This window comes from Nitritalea halalkaliphila LW7 (genome assembly GCF_000265075.1).
In the GTDB taxonomy this organism is placed as follows: domain Bacteria; phylum Bacteroidota; class Bacteroidia; order Cytophagales; family Cyclobacteriaceae; genus Nitritalea; species Nitritalea halalkaliphila.
The window spans coordinates 1-19,444 of record NZ_AJYA01000053.1; the positions used below are offsets into that span (position 1 = coordinate 1).

The following is a 19,444-nucleotide window of genomic DNA, read 5'->3' on the forward strand; positions in this document are numbered from 1 at the left end:
AGAAGAGTTAACAGCTAATTTTTCGAGAAGGATATCTCGACCGAATATTTGGGCCCTGGCCCCCATTTTCCGGGTAAACGATCTCTTTAACTTGAGTATCGGGAATCAGGAGCTGCAGCCAGAGTTCACGAATAGTTATGAATTCGGTTATATGAAGGGGTGGGACAAGTACCTGCTAAATGCTGTGGTGTATCATCGTTTTACGACGGATGTGCAGACGCGGGTTATTCGCTTAAATGAGGATAATGTGTCTGTGCAGCTTCGGGAAAATGCGAATAGCCGTAGTAGTACAGGCTTAGAGCTGGTGAATCAGTTCCAGTTTACCTCTTGGTTCGATGCCACCCTGTCCGGTAATTTCTTCTACTCTGAAATTATAGGAGAGAATATTGAGGCGAATTTTAACAACTCGAACTTTTCATGGACGGTAAATTTATTAGCGAATATGGCGATTCCCAAGTTCGCTTCCCTACAGATTCAGGCAGACTATCGGGGGCCTATCGTCCTTCCTCAGGGTGAAATAGAGCCGATTTGGGGAGTAAACATGGGCCTTAGGAAGGATCTGTTTAATAAAAAGGCCACCATAAGTGTGAATGTCAGCGATATCTTTAATACCCGGATATTCCGAATCCGAACTACCGATGAGAATTTTGATTTTCAGCGCTTGTTTAACCGGGAGACCCGTATCGGGACGATTGCATTTACCTATCGTTTCGTTAGGAGTTTATGGAAAGAAGAAATGGAAGAAATGGAGGTGGAGACCGCGATTTCGATGAAGATTTTTAAGGAGGGCTTCGTTATTAGAGGCCATAGCCTGAGCGAAGCTTTCCTATCTAGTAGGGCAATCTGATGCCTCTACCGGCTAAGAAAAAAGGGCTTCCTCCAAGCGTGGGAAGCCCTTTTTAATAGGTTTTGTAGCTATTCGGGATATTTTATTGGCCTACGAGGAAGACCGCATTTCCGAATAAGAGTTTGCCATTTTCCCAGAAGGAGCGGAACATAGGATTATCCACAAAGTAGATAACTTGACCACGGCCCATACTTTCGCTGCCCACCACGAGGCTTTCGGCTAGGCTAGGTTTCACTTCGCTTCCGACGAAGCCAAATCGGTACTGCTCGAGGTTTCGGATGGTGCCTGCATTCACCCCATTTTTCAGGTAGCCATAGCGGCTGCTGCTATTTTTCAGCGTATAGTAGGTACCTCCATAGCCATAACCGAGGGGATGAGTTTCGTCTAGGTTCACTTCGAAGACCGCACCTGCCACTTGTCCACTTACGCGTGCGCGCTCACTGCTTTGATAAGGGGCCAGGAGACGTTTTTCCTCGCGCTCTTTCGCACGGTCTTTTGCCGCCTTTTCTTGCTCGTCTTTCAGGAAGCGCTTCAGGCTGAAGTCATCATCTGCAGCAAATTCGGCTAAGGCACCTTCCATTAGGATCAATTTGCCACCGGCACGCACCCAGTCCTTAATCTTTTTATCCTGACCACGGAGGAGGCCGCTTCCTGATGGCATGATGAGCACATCGTAGGTGGAGAGGTCATAACGGCCCACAGCCGACAGTTCCAAGATGCTAAGTGGATAGTCCAGCTCTTGCTCGAAGTGGTACCAGATTTCACCGAAATTTAAAGAAGAGGTGCCCGGACCACTGAGGAGCGCTACCTTAGGAGCTTTGATGGCGCGCACATCGGAGGATCCGAAATCCTTTCCTAAGGTCACCATCCCAGATTTCGCAGCGGTAAGTTCCACCTCGAACTTATTCGCTGTGGCTACGACCAGCGAGTCGAAGCTTGCGATTTTATCATTTCCATTTCGGTGGATGATAAGGCTCCTGCCGGGTGTTTTTTGCCATCAAGTTCAAAGGGATAGCTCGCATAACGTACGCGTACTTTTTTGTCTAAAAGGGCCGCCAGAAAGCGGGGGTGTACGCTGGCTCTCCAGGGGCTGATGTAGGCCAGAGTACCTGGCTGCACCTCATTTTGGCGGAACGCCGCCGCTTCGAATTCACGCTCAGGGCGGATCACACGGTCCAGCGCGTAGGCTTCCACGCCATGTGCATAGGGCAGGGCCCAGCTGGTGATGTCATAGGTTAAGCTGTCTTCCAGCACCGCCTCAGGCTCAAAAAGAATTTGCGCCAGCACTGACTTCGGCTGATCGGCACTGACCACGATGTCCTTCGCTTCCGCAGTAAAGCTGCGTACTTTTCCTGTTTGGTAGTCCAGCCCGCTGAAGGTAGCCTTCCTGCCCAGCTCGCCGTAGTGCACCTTATTCAGGTCGAGGAGTTCTAAAAGTCCGCGCAGACGCTCTGGCTGATCGCCTACTTTTAGGATAAAGCTCTTGTATTTCCCCTGTGGATTTTCGCGGTTATCCTTAAAGAATGCTGTGAAATTATCCGTCAGTTTTTGGGCTTCTTTCGCGGCCACTTCCACTGCGGAAATCCCTGCGATGTGCTGATGCTCGATGCGCTCTTTCAGCGTGACGGTATCTTTCAGCGCATTCAGCATGCCTAAGCCGGCACGACCCGATCCCCCCTTCTCGATGGTCATCCCGATGGCGCCATTGTACATGGGGTAGGTGTCGCCATAGGCAGGGTATAGCAGGTCGAAGCGCTCTTTCGTAAAGTATAGCCAGCCCTGTGCATCGAATTTTTCAGCCGTATTTTTTCCGTAAATTTCCTGAAACTCGCGCTGAAAGCCCGTTACCTGCTTGTGCACCGGCTTTGCGGCTGGCGCGAAATAAAAGGGATCGTTAATGCCCTGCTCATGGAAGTCCACAAAAAGGTGCGGCATCCACTGATGGTATAGCTCCAGACGCTGCTTCGTCTCCTGCTGTGTCTGCCAAGCCCAGTCCCTGTTTAGGTCGAGGAGGTAGTGGTTTGGGCGGCCTCCTGGCCAAGGTTCACTGTGCTCCACCGACTGGGGGTCGGGCTGTAAGCGCTTGTTTTGCTTCTGGTTATACCAAATGGTATAGCGGTCTTTTCCGTCTGGGTTCGCACATGGGTCGATGAGCACCACCTGATTTTCAAGCCAAGCCTTGTATCTGGTGTCTTCCGGGTTCACCAGGTCCCAAAAGGTCATCATAGCCGCTTCCGTAGCGACGGCCTCATTGCCGTGCACATTATATTGCATCCAGTTGATGGCCAGGCCCGTTTCCGGACTGCCGGAAAGGAAGCCGGTGCGTTTCAGGTTGTCCTCTCGGATTTGTTCTAGTCGGCCCATATTCGCCTCGCTGCTGATGACGGCCACGAAGAGGGGACGATGTTCATAGGATTCGCCATAGTACTGCAGCTCCACCAGCGGGCTGTTCGCGGCCACGTGTTCGAAGTAAGCCACCACGCGATGGTGGGGTGTGAAGCGCTCTCCGAGGGGATAGCCTAAAAATTCCTCAGGGCTTTTTTGGCCGTAGGCCAAAGTCGAGAGCAAAAGGAAAAGGAAAGTGTAAAGGTTTTTTTTCATCATAAACGGTGCTTGTTACTGAAGATTTAGCTGCCTAGCTTCAAAATAAAGACTTTTTTTCGTCAGTTGGGGCATTTTTTTGCCAAATAAAGCTTCCCATGAGGCGCTGTCCGTGTACTGCCACGCTTTTTTCGGCTTCTAAAGGGGCTAAGCCGTAGCGGGATTTTAGCGCTGCCAGTAGGGTGGGCGTGAGCACAAAGCGCCAGGAGCCATCTCCTAAGGTGCGGGGATTTTCTACCGTGGCGGTCCTGCCAGCAGCGTGCATGCCCAGTGCCAGCTCCTCGCTGACGCACATGCGTAAAAAGAAAAGGCCACCAGGTTTTAGCACCCGCATGTGTTCCTCGAAAAGGGCGAGAAAGTCCTCCTCATCCTGTGCGAAATGAAGCACGGCAGAGCTGAGGACCACATCGAAAGCGTGGGTATGAAAGGGGATTTCCCGTAAGTCAGCGACCTGAAATCTAAAGGAGTCGTAGCTCGGGTTTAGCGTTTTCGCGTGATAGCGTAGGTACTGAATCGCCAGAGGCTCTCGGTCTACTGCATATAATGCGTAGTTTTCTCGGATGAAATACCCCGCATTTCTGCCCTCACCGCTACCTGCGTCCAGGATGCGCTGTTCCTTCGTGAAGCGCCCCTTCAGCAGCTGATCCAGCAGGTAAAGGTCGATGTTACCCAGTATGCGGTTTAGCGCTTCAATTCCCATTCTCGTATTTTTGGAGGGCTTTTAAGGTTTTGTCTTTTCCTATCGCGATGAGCTCAGGGGCGCGGTGAAACTCCAGCGTGCCCGCCTGGTTACGGGCGATTTCGACGAGGATGTCCACTGGGTGTTTTTCGATATAAAGTTCACTCAGCCGATCCTGAAGCAGGTCGAAGGAGTGATTGAGTAGCTCCAGCGAGCTTAGGGTCTTCACCTCCTCCTTTTCTTTTTCATTTAAGGGAAGTGCCTCTTCCTCACCGAAGCGCGCGCGGAACTTTTCACGGTAATCATTTACCCAACCAGGGATTTTAAAGCGGTCGGTGATTTTCGTTAGCTTAGAGGAGCTTTTATCGGCCCCATCAGCCAATTTTTCCGTGCTGAGCAGCAGTTCCGGCTCTTGAAAGGTGTGGGCGTCGGCATTTAGATCCACTGCCAGTAAGAGGTCGGCCTGCACCTGTTCGGGGACTAGGTTTAGCGGAAGCGGATTTAATATTCCGCCATCGATGTAACTTCTTCCCGCTATTTCCGCTGGCGTGAAAATGGTGGGAATAGAAACGGAGGCGCGGATAGCCGTTAAGAGATCTCCCGAGTCGAAGACTTTTTCTGTGCCCGCATAGACATCCACAGCCGTGCAGTTAAAGGGAATGTTTAATGTTTCGATGGAAACTTGGCCCACCATTTCTCGGATTTCCTTAAAGACCTTTTCTCCCTTAATGAAGCCCTTACTGGAAAGCGTGAAGTCCATTAGAGAAAAGACGTCGATCTTGTCTAAGTTACAGATCCATTCTTTAAAAGCGGGCAGTTTTCCTGCGCAGTAGATGCCCCCGACGAGCGCTCCTGCAGAGCAGCCTGAAACACTTACGATGGTGTAGCCCTTCTCTTCTAAAGCCTCTATCGCGCCGATATGCGCCATGCCTCGTGCCCCGCCGCTGGCTAGCACTAAAGAAACCCGTTTTTCCGCCATAATTACTGGAATAAAGTTTAATTTTGCAGCCTAAAGATGCCACCTAAATTTAATTACACCAAATGGATACACAGAAACCCTTTCACCTCGCCTTCCCCATTCGCTCGATCGACGAAACGCGCCGTTTTTATGGAGAGCTGTTAGGCTGCACCATCGGACGGTATACCGAAAAATGGATAGATTTTAATTTTTTCGGGCACCAGCTTTCGGCGCATGTGAAGCCTGAGGAGTGTCAGCCTGTGGAGGCGAACGCCGTGGACGGCAAAGCGGTTCCCGTCCGTCATTTCGGTGTGGTGTTGCCTGGGAAGAATGGCATGCCCTGGCTGAAAAATTAAAGGCAGCTCAGGTTACCTTTATCATCGAGCCTTATATTCGATTTAAGGGAGAAGTGGGGGAGCAGGCCACACTTTTCTTTTTAGACCCCAGCGGAAATGCGCTAGAGTTTAAGTCTTTTAAGGATCCTGCACAGCTCTTCGCTGTAGCGTAAATGGCGAAGAAAACAGGAGGTGCTGAACCTATTTTGAAAATTCCTTGTACCTACATAGATTCCGCATTTTTCAGCGTAATCATTTAACCATACATCCACGCCTTTTGCCACTGGTGCCTTTTTGGGAAAAAAAAGGAAAAATTTAAGGTAACTTGCAAATTGGTAACCTTCGTCAGTAGAACGGAGTTAGGTCTGCATAAACTTGAACGATCATGTTATACTATAAAACATACGAAGTATCCCCGGATGCTGACTGGGTCGTGTTCATCCATGGTGCGGGCGGCTCCTCTTCCATTTGGTTTAAGCAGATCCGCGCTTTCCAAAGCGACTTTAACCTACTGCTCATCGACTTACGTGGGCATGGCAAGTCGGCCACGCGTTCGGTGAAGAATCTATGGAACGATCAGTACACCTTCGAAAAAGTCACCAAGGATATCATCGAAGTTTTAGACCATATACAGTTACCTCCTGCGCATTTTATGGGCGTGTCACTAGGGACGATTTTAGCACGACAGCTGGCGGAGATGGAGCCCCGGCGTGTAAAATCTCTGGTGATGGCGGGCGCTGTGACACGTTTGAATTTCACCTCTCGCTTATTGGTTTTCTTGGGAAATACCTTTAAGAGCATTTTGCCCTACATGTGGCTGTATCGCCTATTTGCCTTTGTGATCATGCCGAGAAAAGGCCATGCTGAAGGCAGAAATTTATTCGTTCGAGAGGCTAAGCGCCTGTGTCAAAAGGAATTTATCCGCTGGTTTAAGTTGACCAAGGACGTCAATCCCCTCCTTCGTTACTTTAAGGAGAAGGATTTAGGCATACCCACCCTTTATGTGATGGGCGAAGAAGACCTGATGTTTTTAGAGCCAGTTAAAAAAATCGTCAAAGAGCATCGTCGGGTGGTGCTGCATGTCATCGAAAAATGTGGACATGTGGTGAATGTCGAGAGACCGGAGGAATTTAATGAAGTGGCCTTAAAGTTTTTACTGCAACATACAGATTCGCGCCTGTCGGGTGCATAAGTAAACATGAAAAAAAACACAAAAGTCATCCTCGGTATACTCATCGCAGCAGTGGTGGGTATTATTTTCGTTTATCCGAGGATAGGTTTATGGTTTTCCGATGAGGAAATTCAGTCTGCCGCAGCCGGTGCTGGAACTAGCGCAGGGGCTCAGGCTTTACCCGTTAATGTCATCCAAGTGAAGTCGGAGCGTCTGGTGAATAGCTTAAATGTTACAGGGGCGATCATTCCGAACGAAACGGTAAATTTACGTGCAGAGGTCAGCGGCCTGGTCACTAAAATCGCTTTTGAAGAGGGACAGTTTGTTAAAAAAGGCACACCGCTTGTCTTTTTGAATGATGATGAGCTGCAGGCGCAGTCACGCCGGCTAGAGTATTCGAAAAAGCTTTTTGAAAGTCAGGAGTCGCGTCAGAAGCAGCTGCTGGAGCGCGAAGCCATCTCCCAGGAGGAGTATGACATCGTTTTAAACCAGTTCAACACCAACTTAGCGGATTTAAGCCTAATCGAGGCGCAGCTTAACAAGACGGTCATACGTGCACCATTCGATGGGGTGCTGGGTTTACGGCAGGTTTCAGAGGGGAGTGTAATCGCTACCACGGATATCATCGCCAGCATCGTCAGCTTAGACCCCATAAAAATCGAATTTTCCATTCCAGAGCGGTATGCAGGTTCTGTGCGCTTAGGCTCTAAGATCTTTTTTACTACGGATGGATTAGAGGGCGAGGTGGAAGGAACCGTCTATGCCTTCGAGCCGAACATAGATCCGAGTACCCGTACCTTGCGCCTGCGGGCGCAAAGTCCCAACAAGGACGGTCGCCTTCTTCCAGGTATGTTCGTGCGCATCCGTTTTGTGCTCGGTGAGCAGGAGGATGCCCTTATGGTGCCATCGGAGTCTGTGATTCCGGAGCTCAGTGGCTATAAGGTTTTTATCGTCAATCAAGATAGTAAAGTGGAGGAGCGCTCGGTGATGATCGGGACGCGTACAGAAAATAGGGTTCAAATCATTTCAGGTTTAAATGAAGGCGACAAGGTCCTCACAACGGGGATTTTACAGGTTAGGGGAGGCACTGAGGTGCAGTTTACAGTAATTTAAAGGAGGAAATGGCGAGTTTATCGACGATAAGTATACGTAGACCTGTGTTAGCCATCGTGCTATCGCTGACGATATTGTTATTTGGGATCATCGGAATTAGTTTTCTGGGTGTCCGAGAGTTTCCAAGTGTGGATCCTCCTATCATTAATGTCCGTACGACGTATGTGGGGGCAAATGCCGACGTGATCGAGGCCCAGATTACGGAGCCTTTAGAGGAGGCGATTAATGGTATCGCGGGGATTAAGTCGCTGACCTCCACCAGTAATGATGGTACAAGTAATATCACGGTAGAATTCGATGTGGGCGCTGACCTAGAGGCTGCGGCGAATGATGTGCGGGATAAGGTTTCAGGGGCACAGCGACGCTTGCCTCCAGATACTGATCCTCCTGTCGTGTCGAAGGCAGATGCTGATTCCCAGCCGATCGTCTTTTTAAATGTGCGGAGTGACCGAAGAAATTTATTAGAGCTTTCGGATCTCGCGAATAATGTCATTAAAGAGCGCCTCCAAACGATTCCAGGGGTGAGTACGGTGCAGATCTGGGGAGAAAAGCAGTACGCGATTCGCCTGCGGATGGATCCCCTGCGGATGGCTTCGTACGGGGTGACGCCCACGGACATATTGAATAAGGTCCAGAGCGAGAATGTGGAACTGCCTTCGGGTCGGATTGAAGGCTCGGCGATCGAACTGTCCGTACGGACAAAGAGTAGGCTAAATACTCCTCAGGAGTTTAACAACCTCATCATTAAGGAGGATCAGAATAATATTGTTCGTTTTCAGGATGTGGGCCAGGCGGAGATGGCCGCGCTGAACGAGCGTACGGTGCTGAAGCGAGACGGTATTCCTATGGTGGGTGTGGTGCTAGTGCCGCTGCCGGGGTCTAATAATATCGAAATCGTCGATGAATTTTATAAGCGTTTAGGGGGGATTGAGAAGGATTTGCCCTCGGATATTTCGCTCGGGATAGGTTTCGATTCCACGCGTTTTATTCGGGCGTCGATAAATGAGGTGCAGGAGACGATTATTACAGCCTTTTTGTTGGTAGTTTTGATTATTTTCCTGTTTTTACGAGACTGGCGGACGACCTTCATTCCCGTGGTAACGATTCCGATTTCATTAATCGGGGCATTTTTCATCATGTACATTATGGGCTTTTCCATAAATGTACTGACGCTGCTGGGGATCGTGCTCTCGATCGGTCTGGTGGTGGATGATGCGATCGTCGTATTAGAAAATATTTATGCCAAAATCGAAAAAGGGGAAGAGCCGCAGAAAGCGGCGGAAAAGGGAGCAGAAGAGATTTTCTTTGCCGTAATCGCCACCACCATCGCGCTGGCGGCAGTATTCCTTCCCGTGATTTTCCTTACAGGAACCACAGGCCGTCTCTTCCGTGAGTTTGGTATCGTGGTGGCTGGCTCTGTGATCATTTCCTCCTTTGTGGCGCTCACGATGACACCGATGCTCAGCTCCAAGCTGCTCAAGCGAAGGGAGAAACAAAACGCCATTTATCGTTTCACCGAGCCGGTTTTCGTTTGGTTAAACGAGCACTATAATAAGTTGCTAAACGGCTTTATGCGTGTCAAGTGGGTGTCGTTTATAGCACTTTTATTAACTGCTTTTGGTATTTACGCCTTATTCGATGTGCTGCCGACGGAACTCGCTCCCGTGGAGGATCGTGGAGAGATGCGTGTGGTGGTTTCTGGTCCTGAAGGGGCTACCTTCGGTTACATGGACCAGGTGCTAGACAGGATGACGGCTCATTTTCAGGAGACCGTTCCGGAAGAAGAGCGTGCGGGAATCATTACGGTAACTTCTCCAGGCTTCGGTACGGCGAGCACAAATTCCGGTTTCTTGCGCCTGATTCTAACCGAAGCAGACACCCGTGAGCGTTCCCAGCAGCAGATTTTCAACCAAGTGTCGCAGGAGGTACGCAGTTTACAGCTGTTCGGGCCTTTGTGACGCAGCCACAGTCCATAGGAGATCGTCGCGGCGGGCTGCCCGTGCAGTATGTGCTGCAGGCGCCTACCTTGGATAAGCTGAAGGAGTACATTCCTTCTTTTATGGAGGCCGTCGGCCAAAGTGAAATTTTCAGCTTTTCTGACATTGATTTAAAGTTCACCAAGCCGGAGTTAGAGGTGGAAATCGACCGTGAAAAGGCGCGTAATCTGGGGGTTTCTGTGCAGGAAATCGCCCGTACCCTACAGTTATCCTACTCGGGACAGCGTTTTGCCTATTTTATTATGAATGGCAAGCAGTATGAGGTGGTCGGAGAAATGCAGGTGAAGGATAGAAATGAACCGTAGATCTGAAGATGCTCTATGTGCGCTCAGATAACGGGCAGCTGATTCAGCTGGACAACCTCGTGACGATCATAGAGAAAAGTACGCCACCGCAGCTTTACCGCTTTAACCGCTTCGTAAGTGCTACAGTTTCGGCAGGTTTAGCGCCAGGCTACACGATCGGGGACGGTTTAGATGAAATGGATCGCATCGCGGCAGAAGTTTTAGATGAAACGTTCACCACAGATGTGGCCGGCTTATCGAAGGAGTTTAGAGAAAGCTCGAACAGCTTGATTTTCGCCTTTATTTTCGCCCTTATTTTGATTTATTTGGTGCTTTCTGCGCAGTTTGAGAGCTTCACGGACCCGCTAACGATCATGCTCACGGTGCCGCTAGCCTTGTTCGGTGCCTTGGCTTCACTCTGGCTATTCGATTTTACCCTTAACATTTTCAGCCAAATCGGTATCATTATGCTGATCGGTCTAGTGACGAAGAACGGGATTTTGATTGTGGAATTCGCGAACCAGCGAAAGGCTCAAGGGCTTAGTGTAGAAGAGGCCATTAAAGATGCGGCGTCATCTCGTTTCCGCCCGATTTTGATGACTTCCCTATCCACGATTTTAGGGATTTTACCGATTGCTTTAGCGCTGGGTGCAGGAGCCGAGTCTCGAGTTCCGATGGGGGTAGCTGTTATCGGTGGTCTGGCTTTCTCCACTCTTCTTACTCTTTTCATCATTCCGGCTGTATACACCTTCTTAACCTCTAAAAAAGGACGATTAGCGAGAGTTTAACGCATGAAAAAGTTAGTTTTTAGTCTTATTGCCTGCTTGGGTCTATACTTTCCCCTGTTCGCTCAGGATAGTGGAGAGCCATTAGATTTAGAACGCGCCATTCAGCTTGGTCTGGAACAGAATTTTGATGTTAAAATCGCACTCAATACCATTGATATTGCGGATTTAGATGTAAAGATTGGTGTAGGGACATTCCTTATGCCGAGCATCATTGCGAATTATTCAAAAACCTTCGCGCGTGAGAATGTAGAGCAGCAGTTTGTGACTACCCCGGAGCCGAACGTCATTCGCGGTGCGGAAACGTCCATAGAAAACTTTAATATCGTTGGAATTTTCGGCATCGATCCGAGCTCTTTGGTGACCATTCGTCGCCTAGGACGCTTGGCAGAACTATCGGAACTCGATGCGAAGGTTACGGTAGAGAATGCAGTGGCGGCCATTTCTACCGCCTATTACCGGCTCGTACTGGAGCTACAGCGCTCGAAAGTTCTCGAAAAGACGCTGGACTTTTCTAAGGCCAGGCTTGAAATAGCAAAGGCGCGCTATGAACTAGGTGGTGCGGGTAAGCGGGACTTTCTTACTGCTCAGGTGGATTATAATGCGGATCTTTCCTTGGTGGTCAACCAGGAGCTTGTGATCCAAAATGCCCGCATTAATCTGAATGAGCTTTTGGCGCTGGCGCCAAATAAGGACTTTACGGTGCGGGATACCATCACCGTAGCAGAGCCGCTTCTCCTAGAAGAGCTACTAGAGGACGCTTACCTTGAAAACAAGTTTTTTCTCATCGCGCAGCGTCAGGAAAATGTGGCATACCTCCAGATTCGTGAGGCCCAAGCAGCCCGACTACCGACTTTTAATTTGAATGGAAATTATACCCAGAATACCTTAGAATCTGACGCGGGGTTCTTACTCAAAAACCAGCGGGATGGTTTTACAGGGGGCGGTGGCGTAGCGCTCAACCTGTTTTCTGGATTTACGGTAAACCGGCGCATACAGCAGGCGAAGGTAGAGCAGCGGAATGCGGAACTTTTTACCAAGCAAATAGAGCTTCAAGTGGTTTCAGACATTCACCGCGCGTATAATTCTTATGTGAATAATCGGAACCTGCTGGAGATCGAGCGCGCGAATTATGAGGTAGCTGTAGAAAATGCAGACATCGCGCTGGAGCGCTTCCGCCTTGGGATCGCGAATTATCTGGAGTTTCGAGATGCGCAGGTCAATCTACTTACTGCCGAGGATCGTTTAATCACTTCTATTTTTAATATTAAAGAACAAGAAATAGAGCTCAGAAGGCTGTCTGGAAAAATATTCTTTCAGAATAGTTTCGAAAAATTCAGAAATAATTAAAGTCTCTAAATACCGATTGCGGAGCTTCCTAGTCCTATTTTCACGTCCACTGCTCGGGGTCGTTCCCGCGGTGGACGTTTTGTTTTTGAACTTTTCAGCATGTGAATGCTGTTATTTATTGCCTTACCTTCTAAAAGTCAACTGCTTAGGCTTCACGGCCTTGGCATAGCTTTTGTTGAAGGACAAAATCTTGTATGTAAGGTACATTTTATTATGGTTGAAATCACAAAATTTAAGAAGCACTCTTGGGTATTCTTCGCATTAGGTGTTTTGCTTTTTGTCGCCGTTAAGTCCTGTACTTCATCCCATGCGGAGGAAGATTATTTGATAGAGGATACTACACCGATAGATTTAGATCTTGAGGAGATCATCGCAAGGGGGTATCTGCGTGCAGTGGTGGAGAATCGCTCTACTAGTTTTTATTTGTATAAAGGACGACGGATGGGTTATGAATATGAGCTTCTTAAGAAGTTCTCAGAGTCTCTGGATGTCGGGTTGCGCATTTTGGTAGTGGATGAGGTGGAGGAAGCGACGCGGCTGCTGTATGCGGGAAAGGCGGACATCATCGCCATGAATCTTACACCGACCGAGGAGCGAAATGAGCGTCTTGCCTTTAGCGTGCCTATCGCTGAGATGGGACCCGTCCTGGTGCAGCATGGAAATACCAAGCGGCTTCGTAAGGTGGAGGACTTGGCTGGCCGGACCGTGCATGTTCCTGCTGGGACGGTGCACTTCGAGCAGCTACAGCAGCTCCGCGATACCTTAGCACTACCTTTTCATATCGATGCGGTAGCAAGTGACCGCGAAACACTGGTGGCGCGAGTTGTGAATCAAGAAATCGGCTACACGGTCGTGGATACCGACATTGCTTCTGTGCAGGCCACGTACCATGCAGACTTACAGACGGCACTCACCTTAGGGGATGCGTCTCCTGTATCTTGGGGACTTCGTCCTAATGCCCCAGCACTGCTGGAAGCCCTGGATGACTGGTTAGCGGATGCCCGCCACAGCGGTTATCAAGCGATTTTATATCACAAATATTTTCTGGATTCTCGAAACGCTTATTTCCGTAGTAACAGTCCCTTCTCTTCTGTAGGAGGACAGAAAATTTCCCCTTATGATCAGGCGATTCAGCAAGCAGCTGATGAGCTGGGTTGGGATTGGCGCCTGTTGGCTTCCTTAGTATATAAGGAATCTCAGTTCGATAATGAGGCGAAAAGTTATGCCGGTGCGCTGGGCTTGTTACAGCTGATGCCCGTCACACTGGAGCGCTTCGGGGTAGATAATCCCTTGGATCCGCATGAGAGTCTGATGGGTGGCGTACAGTACCTGCGCTACTTAGATGTTTTTTGGAAAGACAAGGTACCGGATTCGCAGGAGCGCATCAAGTTTATTTTAGCCTCTTATAACATCGGACATGGCCATGTCCTGGACGCTTGGAGACTGGCGCTGAAAAATGGTGCTAGAGCGTATGTCTGGGAGAGCGTCAGCTACTTCTTAGAGCAAAAATCCAATCCGAAATATTACCGGGATCCTGTGGTACGAAGTGGCTTCGCCAAAGGCCATTTGGCAGTGCGGTATGTGGAGGAGGTTTTGGCGCTATTCGATGCCTATCGTGCACTTGTCAGTTAAGTAGACCGCTTTACAGCATAAAAAATAAGCCTGCTAAAGGGAGATCACACCTTTTTAGCAGGCTTGTGCGTTTTTTCAATCTGCTGCGTATAGGGCGAAAACCGTGGGGCGTTTATGCAGCTCCGGGACGGCTTTTTTCCACTCGTGGATCTTTTTGGTTTGAATAAAGGCATTTTCGGAAGTGATTTCCGCGGCCACGCAGAGTGCTGTTTCTGGATGCGCATGCTTCAGGAGGTCTTGGAAGAGGCTGTCATTCCGAAAGGGGGTCTCCATAAAAAGCTGTGTCCGGCGCAGGCGGGCAGATTCCTTTTCGATTTCGTGAATGCGCTGCTGTCGTTCCTTTTTATCGATCGGCAGGTAACCGTGGAAGGTGAAGCTCTGCCCATTAAAGCCGGAGGCCATCAGCGTCAGAAACATGGCGCTAGGTCCAGCCAGAGGCACCACTTCGAGCCCATTTTCATGTGCCAGGCGTACGGCAAGGCTTCCGGGGTCTGCGATGCCTGGGCATCCAGCTTCTGACATGATGCCCACATTTTGGCCAGCGGCCAGCAGGTCCAGCATTCCTTTTAGGGCAGGGGCTTTCGTTTTTTTATCCAGAACCGCGAACTGCAGCTCTGGGATATTCAGTCCGAGCTGTAGGCTGCTGATGAAACGTCTGGCCGTCCGCACATTTTCGACGTAAAAGTGGTGGATCTGTGGGAGAATCTCCCGAATTTCGGGACTAATGACGCGATGTGCGGTGTCTGGAGCGAGTACGACGGGAATCAGAAAGAGGCGGCCGGTGGCGTGGCTCATTTGAAAAAGGCTTTAATGGTTTGGATTACGGCATCGGGCTGCTCGGCATGTAGCCAGTGCCCGGCCTGCTTGATGTAAATGAGGTTACTGTTCGGGAAGTGCTTTTGGATGAGGTCTTTATCTTCTTCCCGGATGTAGTCTGAGTTCGCGCCGCCCATAAAAAGGGTAGCCCCTTCGAAGCGGGCCTCCTCAGGGAGTGCACGTCCCACTTCCTCGATTTTTTCGGTGATTACGGGGAGGTTGATGCGCCATTTAAAGCCTTTCTGTTCATCGCGGCCCAGTGCTTTAAGCAGAAACTGTCGGATGCCTTTATGTGAAATGTGCTGGGCGAGCTGCTCGTCGGCTTCTTTGCGGCTGGCAAGCCGCTCCACATCTACGGCGTTCAGTCCGGCTAAAATTTCCTGATGGTGAATGGGGTAGGCCCGTGGGGCAATGTCCGCGACGAGGAGTTTTTCCACGCGTTCGGGGTACTGGGTGGCAAAGCGCATGGCTGTTTTTCCGCCCATGCTATGGCCCATGAGGAAGACGCGCTCGTGCCCCAGGTCGTCCAGTAGCTCGGCCAGATCTTCGGCCATGACCTCGTAATTCCAGGTGCTGCTGTGGGGAGAGTCTCCGTGGTTTCTTTGGTCCACGAGGACCAGGCTAAAGGAGTTTTCAAGCTCACGTGCGATGCTGAGCCAGTTATCGGCAGAGCCAAAGAGTCCGTGTAGGATGACCAAAACGGGGCCATTTCCAAGGGTTTTATGGGCTAATTTCATGCTATAGGGTCCAGTTCAAGTTGTCTGCGGTACATTTGGATGGTATTTTCGAGGCCGAAATAGAGGGCATCACAGATGAGGGCATGTCCGATGGAGACTTCCAGCAGGTGAGGGATGCGTGCTTTCAGGAAGGCGAGGTTATGCAGGTCCAGGTCATGTCCGGCATTTAGGCCGAGGTCAAGCGATTTTGCCAGCAGACCGACCTCCACATAGGGAGCCACGGCAGCTTCGCTGTCCTGATGGAACTGTTCTGCGTAGGGGCCTGTGTAGAGCTCGACGCGGTCGGCGCCACAGGCCTTTGCTGGCTCGAAATAGTGCGGCTCGGGGTTAATGAAGATGCTGACGCGGGTGCCGTAGCTGTGCAGTTCTGCTACGATGTCGCGGAGCATGGACTGGTGCTCGATCGTGTCCCAGCCGGTGTTCGAGGTGAGCACATGGGGAGGGTCAGGCACCAGGGTCGTTTGCGCAGGGCGCACCGCTTTAATGAGGTCGAGAAAGCGGCGGTCGGGATAGCCCTCGATGTTAAACTCCGTGCTGAGGGCAGGTTTTAGGTCGTGGACGTCTTGGTAGCGGATGTGCCGCTCATCCGGACGTGGGTGCACGGTGATGCCTTGGGCGCCAAAGCGTTCTGCGTCTAGGGCCACCTGAAGGATATTGGGATTATTACCGCCACGGGCATTTCGTAGGGTCGCGATTTTATTAATATTTACACTTAACTGTGTCATTTCCTCAGATTAAGATTAAATTTGTTACAAAGTTAATGTATTAACACTAAGAACAAGGTCATGAGTTTAAAGCAAGCGATAGAAAGTGAGATCAAAAAGGCGATGCTAGCCAAGGAAAAGGATCGTTTACGTGCGCTTCGTGCGATTAAATCCCTTATCCTGTTAGAGGAAACGAAGGGGGGAGCTGCTGAGATGAGCGAGGAAGAAGAGCTGAAGCTGCTAACGAAGGCGGCCAAGCAGCGTAGTGATTCGGCGGCGATTTATACGGAGCAGGGCGTGCGGATCTCGCGGAGGTGGAGCAGGCAGAGCTGGCGGTTATTCAGGAGTTTTTGCCTAAGCAGCTCACTGAGGAGGAGCTGACGGCGGCGGTATCGGACATTATCCAGCAGGTGGGAGCAAGTGGTCCTAAGGATATGGGTAAAGTGATGGGCGCTGCATCGAAGGCTTTGGCCGGTAAGGCCGAGGGCAAGTTAATCAGCGAGAAGGTGAAGTCACTATTAGCGGCTTTAGCGTAGGCTAGGCTATTTTCAGGATGGACTGGGTGACATGGGTTATATTGGCTGCGGTGGTGTTCGGTGCTTGGACGGGTTTCAAGCAGGGGCTCCTCGTGGGTATATTTTCTCTGGTGGGGTTTTTTATGGCCATGTACCTGGCTTTTCGCCTGATGGACAGGGGGACGGAAGTGCTGGCTCGGCATGTGCAGGAGCTGACGTTTTTCCTTCCCTTTGTGTCTTTTTTGATTTTATTTTTTTCCTTACTCTTTCTGGTGCGGCTGCTGAGTCTGGTCGCGCGGCAGGCGATCGATATGCTGCTGTTAGGGCCGCTAGACCGTGTGGCGGGGGCCTTATTGGGGGTGTTTAAGGCGCTTTTTGTGCTGAGCCTGCTGGCGTGGATTTCGGACCGCTTTCAGTTTCCGTACATGGCGGAAGTGCATGAGGTGCCCGCCTATGCGTATATTCGTCCCTTGGCACCTGTTTTCATTCAGGCACTGGATGCTATATTCCTGTTGCGACGGAGGCCATGAACAGGGTGGCGGAACTTGTAGAAACTCTTCCGGATGCTCTTATTGATTGATAATTTCGATTCTTTTTCCCACATGTTAGCGGACTATGTCGGTCGGCTGGGGCATCCCATGCGCATCGTTCGGAATGATGCGGCAGTTTCGGAGCAGCCTTGGGAGGAGATTATCGGTGTGGTGCTTTCTCCAGGGCCTGGGACCCCGGAGTCTTCAGGGAATTTGTTGGCCTATGTGGGGGAGGCGCTGGAGCGCCAGTTGCCCCTATTGGGGATATGCTTGGGGCATCAGGCGATCGCACAGTATGTAGGCGCCCGTATCGTGGCGGGGGAGCATCCCGTACATGGAAAAGTCCATAAAGTGTTTGCGAATCTGCAGCATAATGTATTACTTGGGGTACCTTCTTCTTTTTCTGTGACCCGCTACCATAGTTTAGTGGTGCAGGATCTGCCGGAGGTGCTTCTGCCACTACTACGTACGGAGGAGGGTGTGCTGATGGGGTTTGTGCATCGGAGTCTTCCTGTTTTAGGGCTTCAGTATCATCCAGAGGCTTGCATGACCGAATTTGGCATGGAAATAATCGAAAACTGGTCAAAATGGCTGGTGAGCGCCTCTCCTTCTAAGGTTTCTAATAGCGAGTCGCTGATAATAAAATAGGTGTTTTATTAGGGTTTGCCTGAGTTAAGCATTTATTTTTTACAAATAATCTCTCGATTGTTGTTGTTTATTAAAAAATATGTAAATTAGAGTGTTCGATTTGCTTTTTAGAGAAGTCTTTTGGTAGGGTTTTTGAAACAAGATAAGAGGACAATCAGTTTTATAAGTACACATTAAGCTCAGGCGTATGCAAGTTTCCCAATTTATACATGCTTCTATCCCCCATTAAAGTTAGGGGATACGACAGGTTTAGCACTCTCCTGGATGGAAGAGCTTCGAACCGATGTGCTGCCTGTGATCGATAAGGGAAACTTTCTCGGTTTCATCAGTGATACGCTCATTTATGAGGTGAACGATCGACTCCTGCCTGTGAGTGCCTGTGAGATAGAAGATGCCACGGCTTTTGTTTTCGAGGATAAGCATATCTACGAGGTGATGCGTGTGGCAGCGGAGCATGAGCTGAAAATGGTGGCCGTGGTGGATCGTCAGGGTGTTTATAAGGGTGTCGTGACGCTGCAGGATGCGGTGAATGCCTTTTCGGAGACCTTTACGGTGCAGTCTGAGGGGGCGGTGATCGTGCTGTCCATGCACATGACCGATTACAGCATGCATGAGATTTCTCGCGTGTTAGAGTCGGAAAATGCCAAGATATTAAGTAGTTTTATAGCTGCTGATCCTTTAGATGCCAGTAAAATCAAAGTGACGCTCAAGTTAGACAAGAAGGAGTTGCGCCATATTCGCGCTACCCTTGAACGTTTTGGCTATAAAGTAGTAGATCAGTATACGGAAGAAGTGGAGGCGAGCCAGGATGAGGATCGCATCGGCAACTTATTCCGGTTTTTGGATCTATAATCAAGAGATATGCAGATAGCTTTTCACGGTATGGGACTCAAAAAAGAGTTTCTACCGTTTTTTCATGACCTGAGTGAACGGCTACAGGGTCTGGGTCACCAGTTGTTTTTAAGTAAGGAGCTGGCGCAAGCGCTACTGAAGGCGGGTAAGAAGCCTGTCTATTTTCAGGTGCTAGAGGGGACATTACGTGAGCAAGCGCTGGATTTTATCTTTTCTGTAGGGGGAGACGGTACGATGCTGGATACTGTCGCGAAAGTAGGAGCGGCTGAGACGCGATTATCGGAATTAACACGGGCGCTTGGGTTTTTTAGCTACTGTGGCTAAGGATCAGCTGGACCAGATGGTGGTTGATCTGATGGAAGGGCGTTATGCGGTGGAGTCTCGGACGCTGATCGAGGTGTCGAGTGATCGGACCTTGTTTAAAGGAATTCATTTTGGGCTGAATGAATTTACGATTCACAAGCGGGATACTTCTTCGATGATTACCGTACATACTTATGTAGATGACTTATATTTAAATAGTTACTGGGCGGATGGGCTCATTGTGGCCACGCCGACGGGTTCTACGGGCTATAGTTTGAGTTGTGGAGGCCCCTGATTACGCCGGGGGCCAAGAATTTTGTTTTAACACCTGTTTCTCCTCATAATTTAAATGTGCGTCCGATAATCGTTAGTGATGAGTCGGTGCTTCGCTTTACGATAGAGGGGCGTAGCAAGAAGTTTTTAGTGTCCTTAGATTCGCGTTCTACGGCAGTGGATGCGGGGATTTCGCTGCAGGTGCAGAAAGCGCCCTTTTGTGCGCGTTTGGTTAAATTTTCCACCTATCATTATTTCGATACCTTGCGGGAGAAATTGAACTGGGGCTATGATATGAGAAACTAGGGAGAAAA

The 19,444-nt window shown here is 49.9% G+C and carries 15 protein-coding genes and 4 pseudogenes; 12 read left to right on the plus strand and 7 right to left on the minus strand.

The genetic code is table 11. The features are described from left to right. Positions 1-847: outer membrane beta-barrel family protein (locus tag A3SI_RS13745; protein WP_009056830.1), on the plus strand; the 847-nt coding region annotated here is incomplete at its 5' end. Positions 848-929: 82 nt separating this feature from the next. On the opposite strand, the gene A3SI_RS22910 is transcribed toward A3SI_RS13745, so the two are convergent. Genes A3SI_RS22910 through A3SI_RS13760 form a run of 4 tightly spaced genes read right to left on the minus strand, consistent with a single transcriptional unit; the run spans position 930 to position 5,106 of the window. Beyond that, complete coding sequence (locus A3SI_RS22910; protein ID WP_009056831.1) at positions 930-1,742, minus strand: type 1 glutamine amidotransferase family protein; 813 nt, start codon at positions 1,740-1,742, stop codon at positions 930-932. Between the two features lie 20 nt (positions 1,743-1,762). Then, positions 1,763-3,451: a M14 family zinc carboxypeptidase gene (locus tag A3SI_RS13750; protein ID WP_009056832.1), complete on the minus strand. Its 1,689-nt coding sequence runs from the start codon at positions 3,449-3,451 to the stop codon at positions 1,763-1,765. 37 nt (positions 3,452-3,488) lie between these two features. Beyond that, positions 3,489-4,148 carry a class I SAM-dependent methyltransferase gene (locus A3SI_RS13755; protein ID WP_009056833.1) on the minus strand — a complete coding sequence of 220 codons (660 nt, stop codon included), beginning with the start codon at positions 4,146-4,148 and terminating at the stop codon, positions 3,489-3,491. Further along, positions 4,138-5,106, minus strand: coding sequence for a patatin-like phospholipase family protein (locus tag A3SI_RS13760; RefSeq protein ID WP_009056834.1), 969 nt, complete (start codon positions 5,104-5,106; stop codon positions 4,138-4,140). The genes A3SI_RS13755 and A3SI_RS13760 overlap by 11 nt, the downstream gene beginning before the upstream one ends. A gap of 62 nt (positions 5,107-5,168) precedes the next feature. Between A3SI_RS13760 and A3SI_RS13765 the strand changes: the two are divergent. From A3SI_RS13765 to A3SI_RS13790, 6 genes and pseudogenes are all read left to right on the plus strand, one after another. Next, positions 5,169-5,593, plus strand: a pseudogene (locus tag A3SI_RS13765) (VOC family protein). Positions 5,594-5,805: 212 nt separating this feature from the next. After that, complete coding sequence (locus A3SI_RS13770; RefSeq protein WP_009056840.1) at positions 5,806-6,612, plus strand: alpha/beta fold hydrolase; 807 nt, start codon at positions 5,806-5,808, stop codon at positions 6,610-6,612. Between the two features lie 6 nt (positions 6,613-6,618). Continuing rightward, a complete protein-coding gene (locus A3SI_RS13775) occupies positions 6,619-7,704 on the plus strand; it encodes an efflux RND transporter periplasmic adaptor subunit (protein ID WP_009056841.1) in 1,086 nt (361 codons plus the stop codon). Between the two features lie 8 nt (positions 7,705-7,712). Then, positions 7,713-10,773, plus strand: a pseudogene (locus A3SI_RS13780) (efflux RND transporter permease subunit). A 3-nt stretch (positions 10,774-10,776) separates the two neighbouring features. After that, positions 10,777-12,120, plus strand: coding sequence for a TolC family protein (locus tag A3SI_RS13785; RefSeq protein WP_009056842.1), 1,344 nt, complete (start codon positions 10,777-10,779; stop codon positions 12,118-12,120). A 213-nt stretch (positions 12,121-12,333) separates the two neighbouring features. Further along, entirely contained in the window at positions 12,334-13,752 is a 1,419-nt protein-coding gene (locus A3SI_RS13790) for an MltF family protein (protein WP_009056843.1), read from the plus strand. 75 nt (positions 13,753-13,827) lie between these two features. Here A3SI_RS13790 and A3SI_RS13795 read toward each other — a convergent pair whose 3' ends face one another. The 3 genes from A3SI_RS13795 to A3SI_RS13805 are packed head-to-tail and all read right to left on the minus strand — an operon-like array spanning position 13,828 to position 16,030. Next, a complete protein-coding gene (locus A3SI_RS13795) occupies positions 13,828-14,547 on the minus strand; it encodes an SAM-dependent methyltransferase (RefSeq protein WP_009056844.1) in 720 nt (239 codons plus the stop codon). Further along, the gene (locus tag A3SI_RS13800) at positions 14,544-15,305 is read right to left on the minus strand and encodes an alpha/beta fold hydrolase (protein ID WP_009056845.1); all 762 of its coding nucleotides are present in this window, start codon (positions 15,303-15,305) and stop codon (positions 14,544-14,546) included. The genes A3SI_RS13795 and A3SI_RS13800 overlap by 4 nt, the downstream gene beginning before the upstream one ends. Beyond that, positions 15,302-16,030: a pyridoxine 5'-phosphate synthase gene (locus tag A3SI_RS13805; protein WP_009056846.1), complete on the minus strand. Its 729-nt coding sequence runs from the start codon at positions 16,028-16,030 to the stop codon at positions 15,302-15,304. The genes A3SI_RS13800 and A3SI_RS13805 overlap by 4 nt, the downstream gene beginning before the upstream one ends. A gap of 60 nt (positions 16,031-16,090) precedes the next feature. Between A3SI_RS13805 and A3SI_RS13810 the strand changes: the two are divergent. From A3SI_RS13810 to A3SI_RS23330, 5 genes and pseudogenes are all read left to right on the plus strand, one after another. Then, positions 16,091-16,545: pseudogene (locus tag A3SI_RS13810) on the plus strand (GatB/YqeY domain-containing protein). A 17-nt stretch (positions 16,546-16,562) separates the two neighbouring features. Continuing rightward, positions 16,563-17,054, plus strand: coding sequence for a CvpA family protein (locus A3SI_RS13815; protein WP_009056847.1), 492 nt, complete (start codon positions 16,563-16,565; stop codon positions 17,052-17,054). Between the two features lie 33 nt (positions 17,055-17,087). Beyond that, a complete protein-coding gene (locus tag A3SI_RS13820; RefSeq protein WP_009056848.1) occupies positions 17,088-17,702 on the plus strand; it encodes an anthranilate synthase component II in 615 nt (204 codons plus the stop codon). 264 nt (positions 17,703-17,966) lie between these two features. Continuing rightward, positions 17,967-18,554, plus strand: coding sequence for a CBS domain-containing protein (locus A3SI_RS13825; RefSeq protein ID WP_009056849.1), 588 nt, complete (start codon positions 17,967-17,969; stop codon positions 18,552-18,554). 9 nt (positions 18,555-18,563) lie between these two features. Further along, positions 18,564-19,436 (plus strand): annotated as a pseudogene (locus tag A3SI_RS23330) (NAD kinase). Positions 19,437-19,444: the final 8 nt, after the last annotated feature.

What these genes read in the sequence shown, in the direction of transcription:
- A3SI_RS13750 (WP_009056832.1), bottom strand. Translation starts at nt 3,451, where the DNA reads ATGATGAAAAAAAACCTTTACACTTTCCTTTTCCTTTTGCTCTCGACT.
- A3SI_RS13755 (WP_009056833.1), bottom strand. Translation starts at nt 4,148, where the DNA reads ATGGGAATTGAAGCGCTAAACCGCATACTGGGTAACATCGACCTTTAC.
- A3SI_RS13760 (WP_009056834.1), bottom strand. Translation starts at nt 5,106, where the DNA reads ATGGCGGAAAAACGGGTTTCTTTAGTGCTAGCCAGCGGCGGGGCACGA.
- A3SI_RS13770 (WP_009056840.1), top strand. Translation starts at nt 5,806, where the DNA reads ATGTTATACTATAAAACATACGAAGTATCCCCGGATGCTGACTGGGTC.
- A3SI_RS13775 (WP_009056841.1), top strand. Translation starts at nt 6,619, where the DNA reads ATGAAAAAAAACACAAAAGTCATCCTCGGTATACTCATCGCAGCAGTG.
- A3SI_RS13785 (WP_009056842.1), top strand. Translation starts at nt 10,777, where the DNA reads ATGAAAAAGTTAGTTTTTAGTCTTATTGCCTGCTTGGGTCTATACTTT.
- A3SI_RS13790 (WP_009056843.1), top strand. Translation starts at nt 12,334, where the DNA reads ATGGTTGAAATCACAAAATTTAAGAAGCACTCTTGGGTATTCTTCGCA.
- A3SI_RS13795 (WP_009056844.1), bottom strand. Translation starts at nt 14,547, where the DNA reads ATGAGCCACGCCACCGGCCGCCTCTTTCTGATTCCCGTCGTACTCGCT.
- A3SI_RS13800 (WP_009056845.1), bottom strand. Translation starts at nt 15,305, where the DNA reads ATGAAATTAGCCCATAAAACCCTTGGAAATGGCCCCGTTTTGGTCATC.
- A3SI_RS13805 (WP_009056846.1), bottom strand. Translation starts at nt 16,030, where the DNA reads ATGACACAGTTAAGTGTAAATATTAATAAAATCGCGACCCTACGAAAT.
- A3SI_RS13815 (WP_009056847.1), top strand. Translation starts at nt 16,563, where the DNA reads ATGGACTGGGTGACATGGGTTATATTGGCTGCGGTGGTGTTCGGTGCT.
- A3SI_RS13820 (WP_009056848.1), top strand. Translation starts at nt 17,088, where the DNA reads ATGCTCTTATTGATTGATAATTTCGATTCTTTTTCCCACATGTTAGCG.
- A3SI_RS13825 (WP_009056849.1), top strand. Translation starts at nt 17,967, where the DNA reads ATGGAAGAGCTTCGAACCGATGTGCTGCCTGTGATCGATAAGGGAAAC.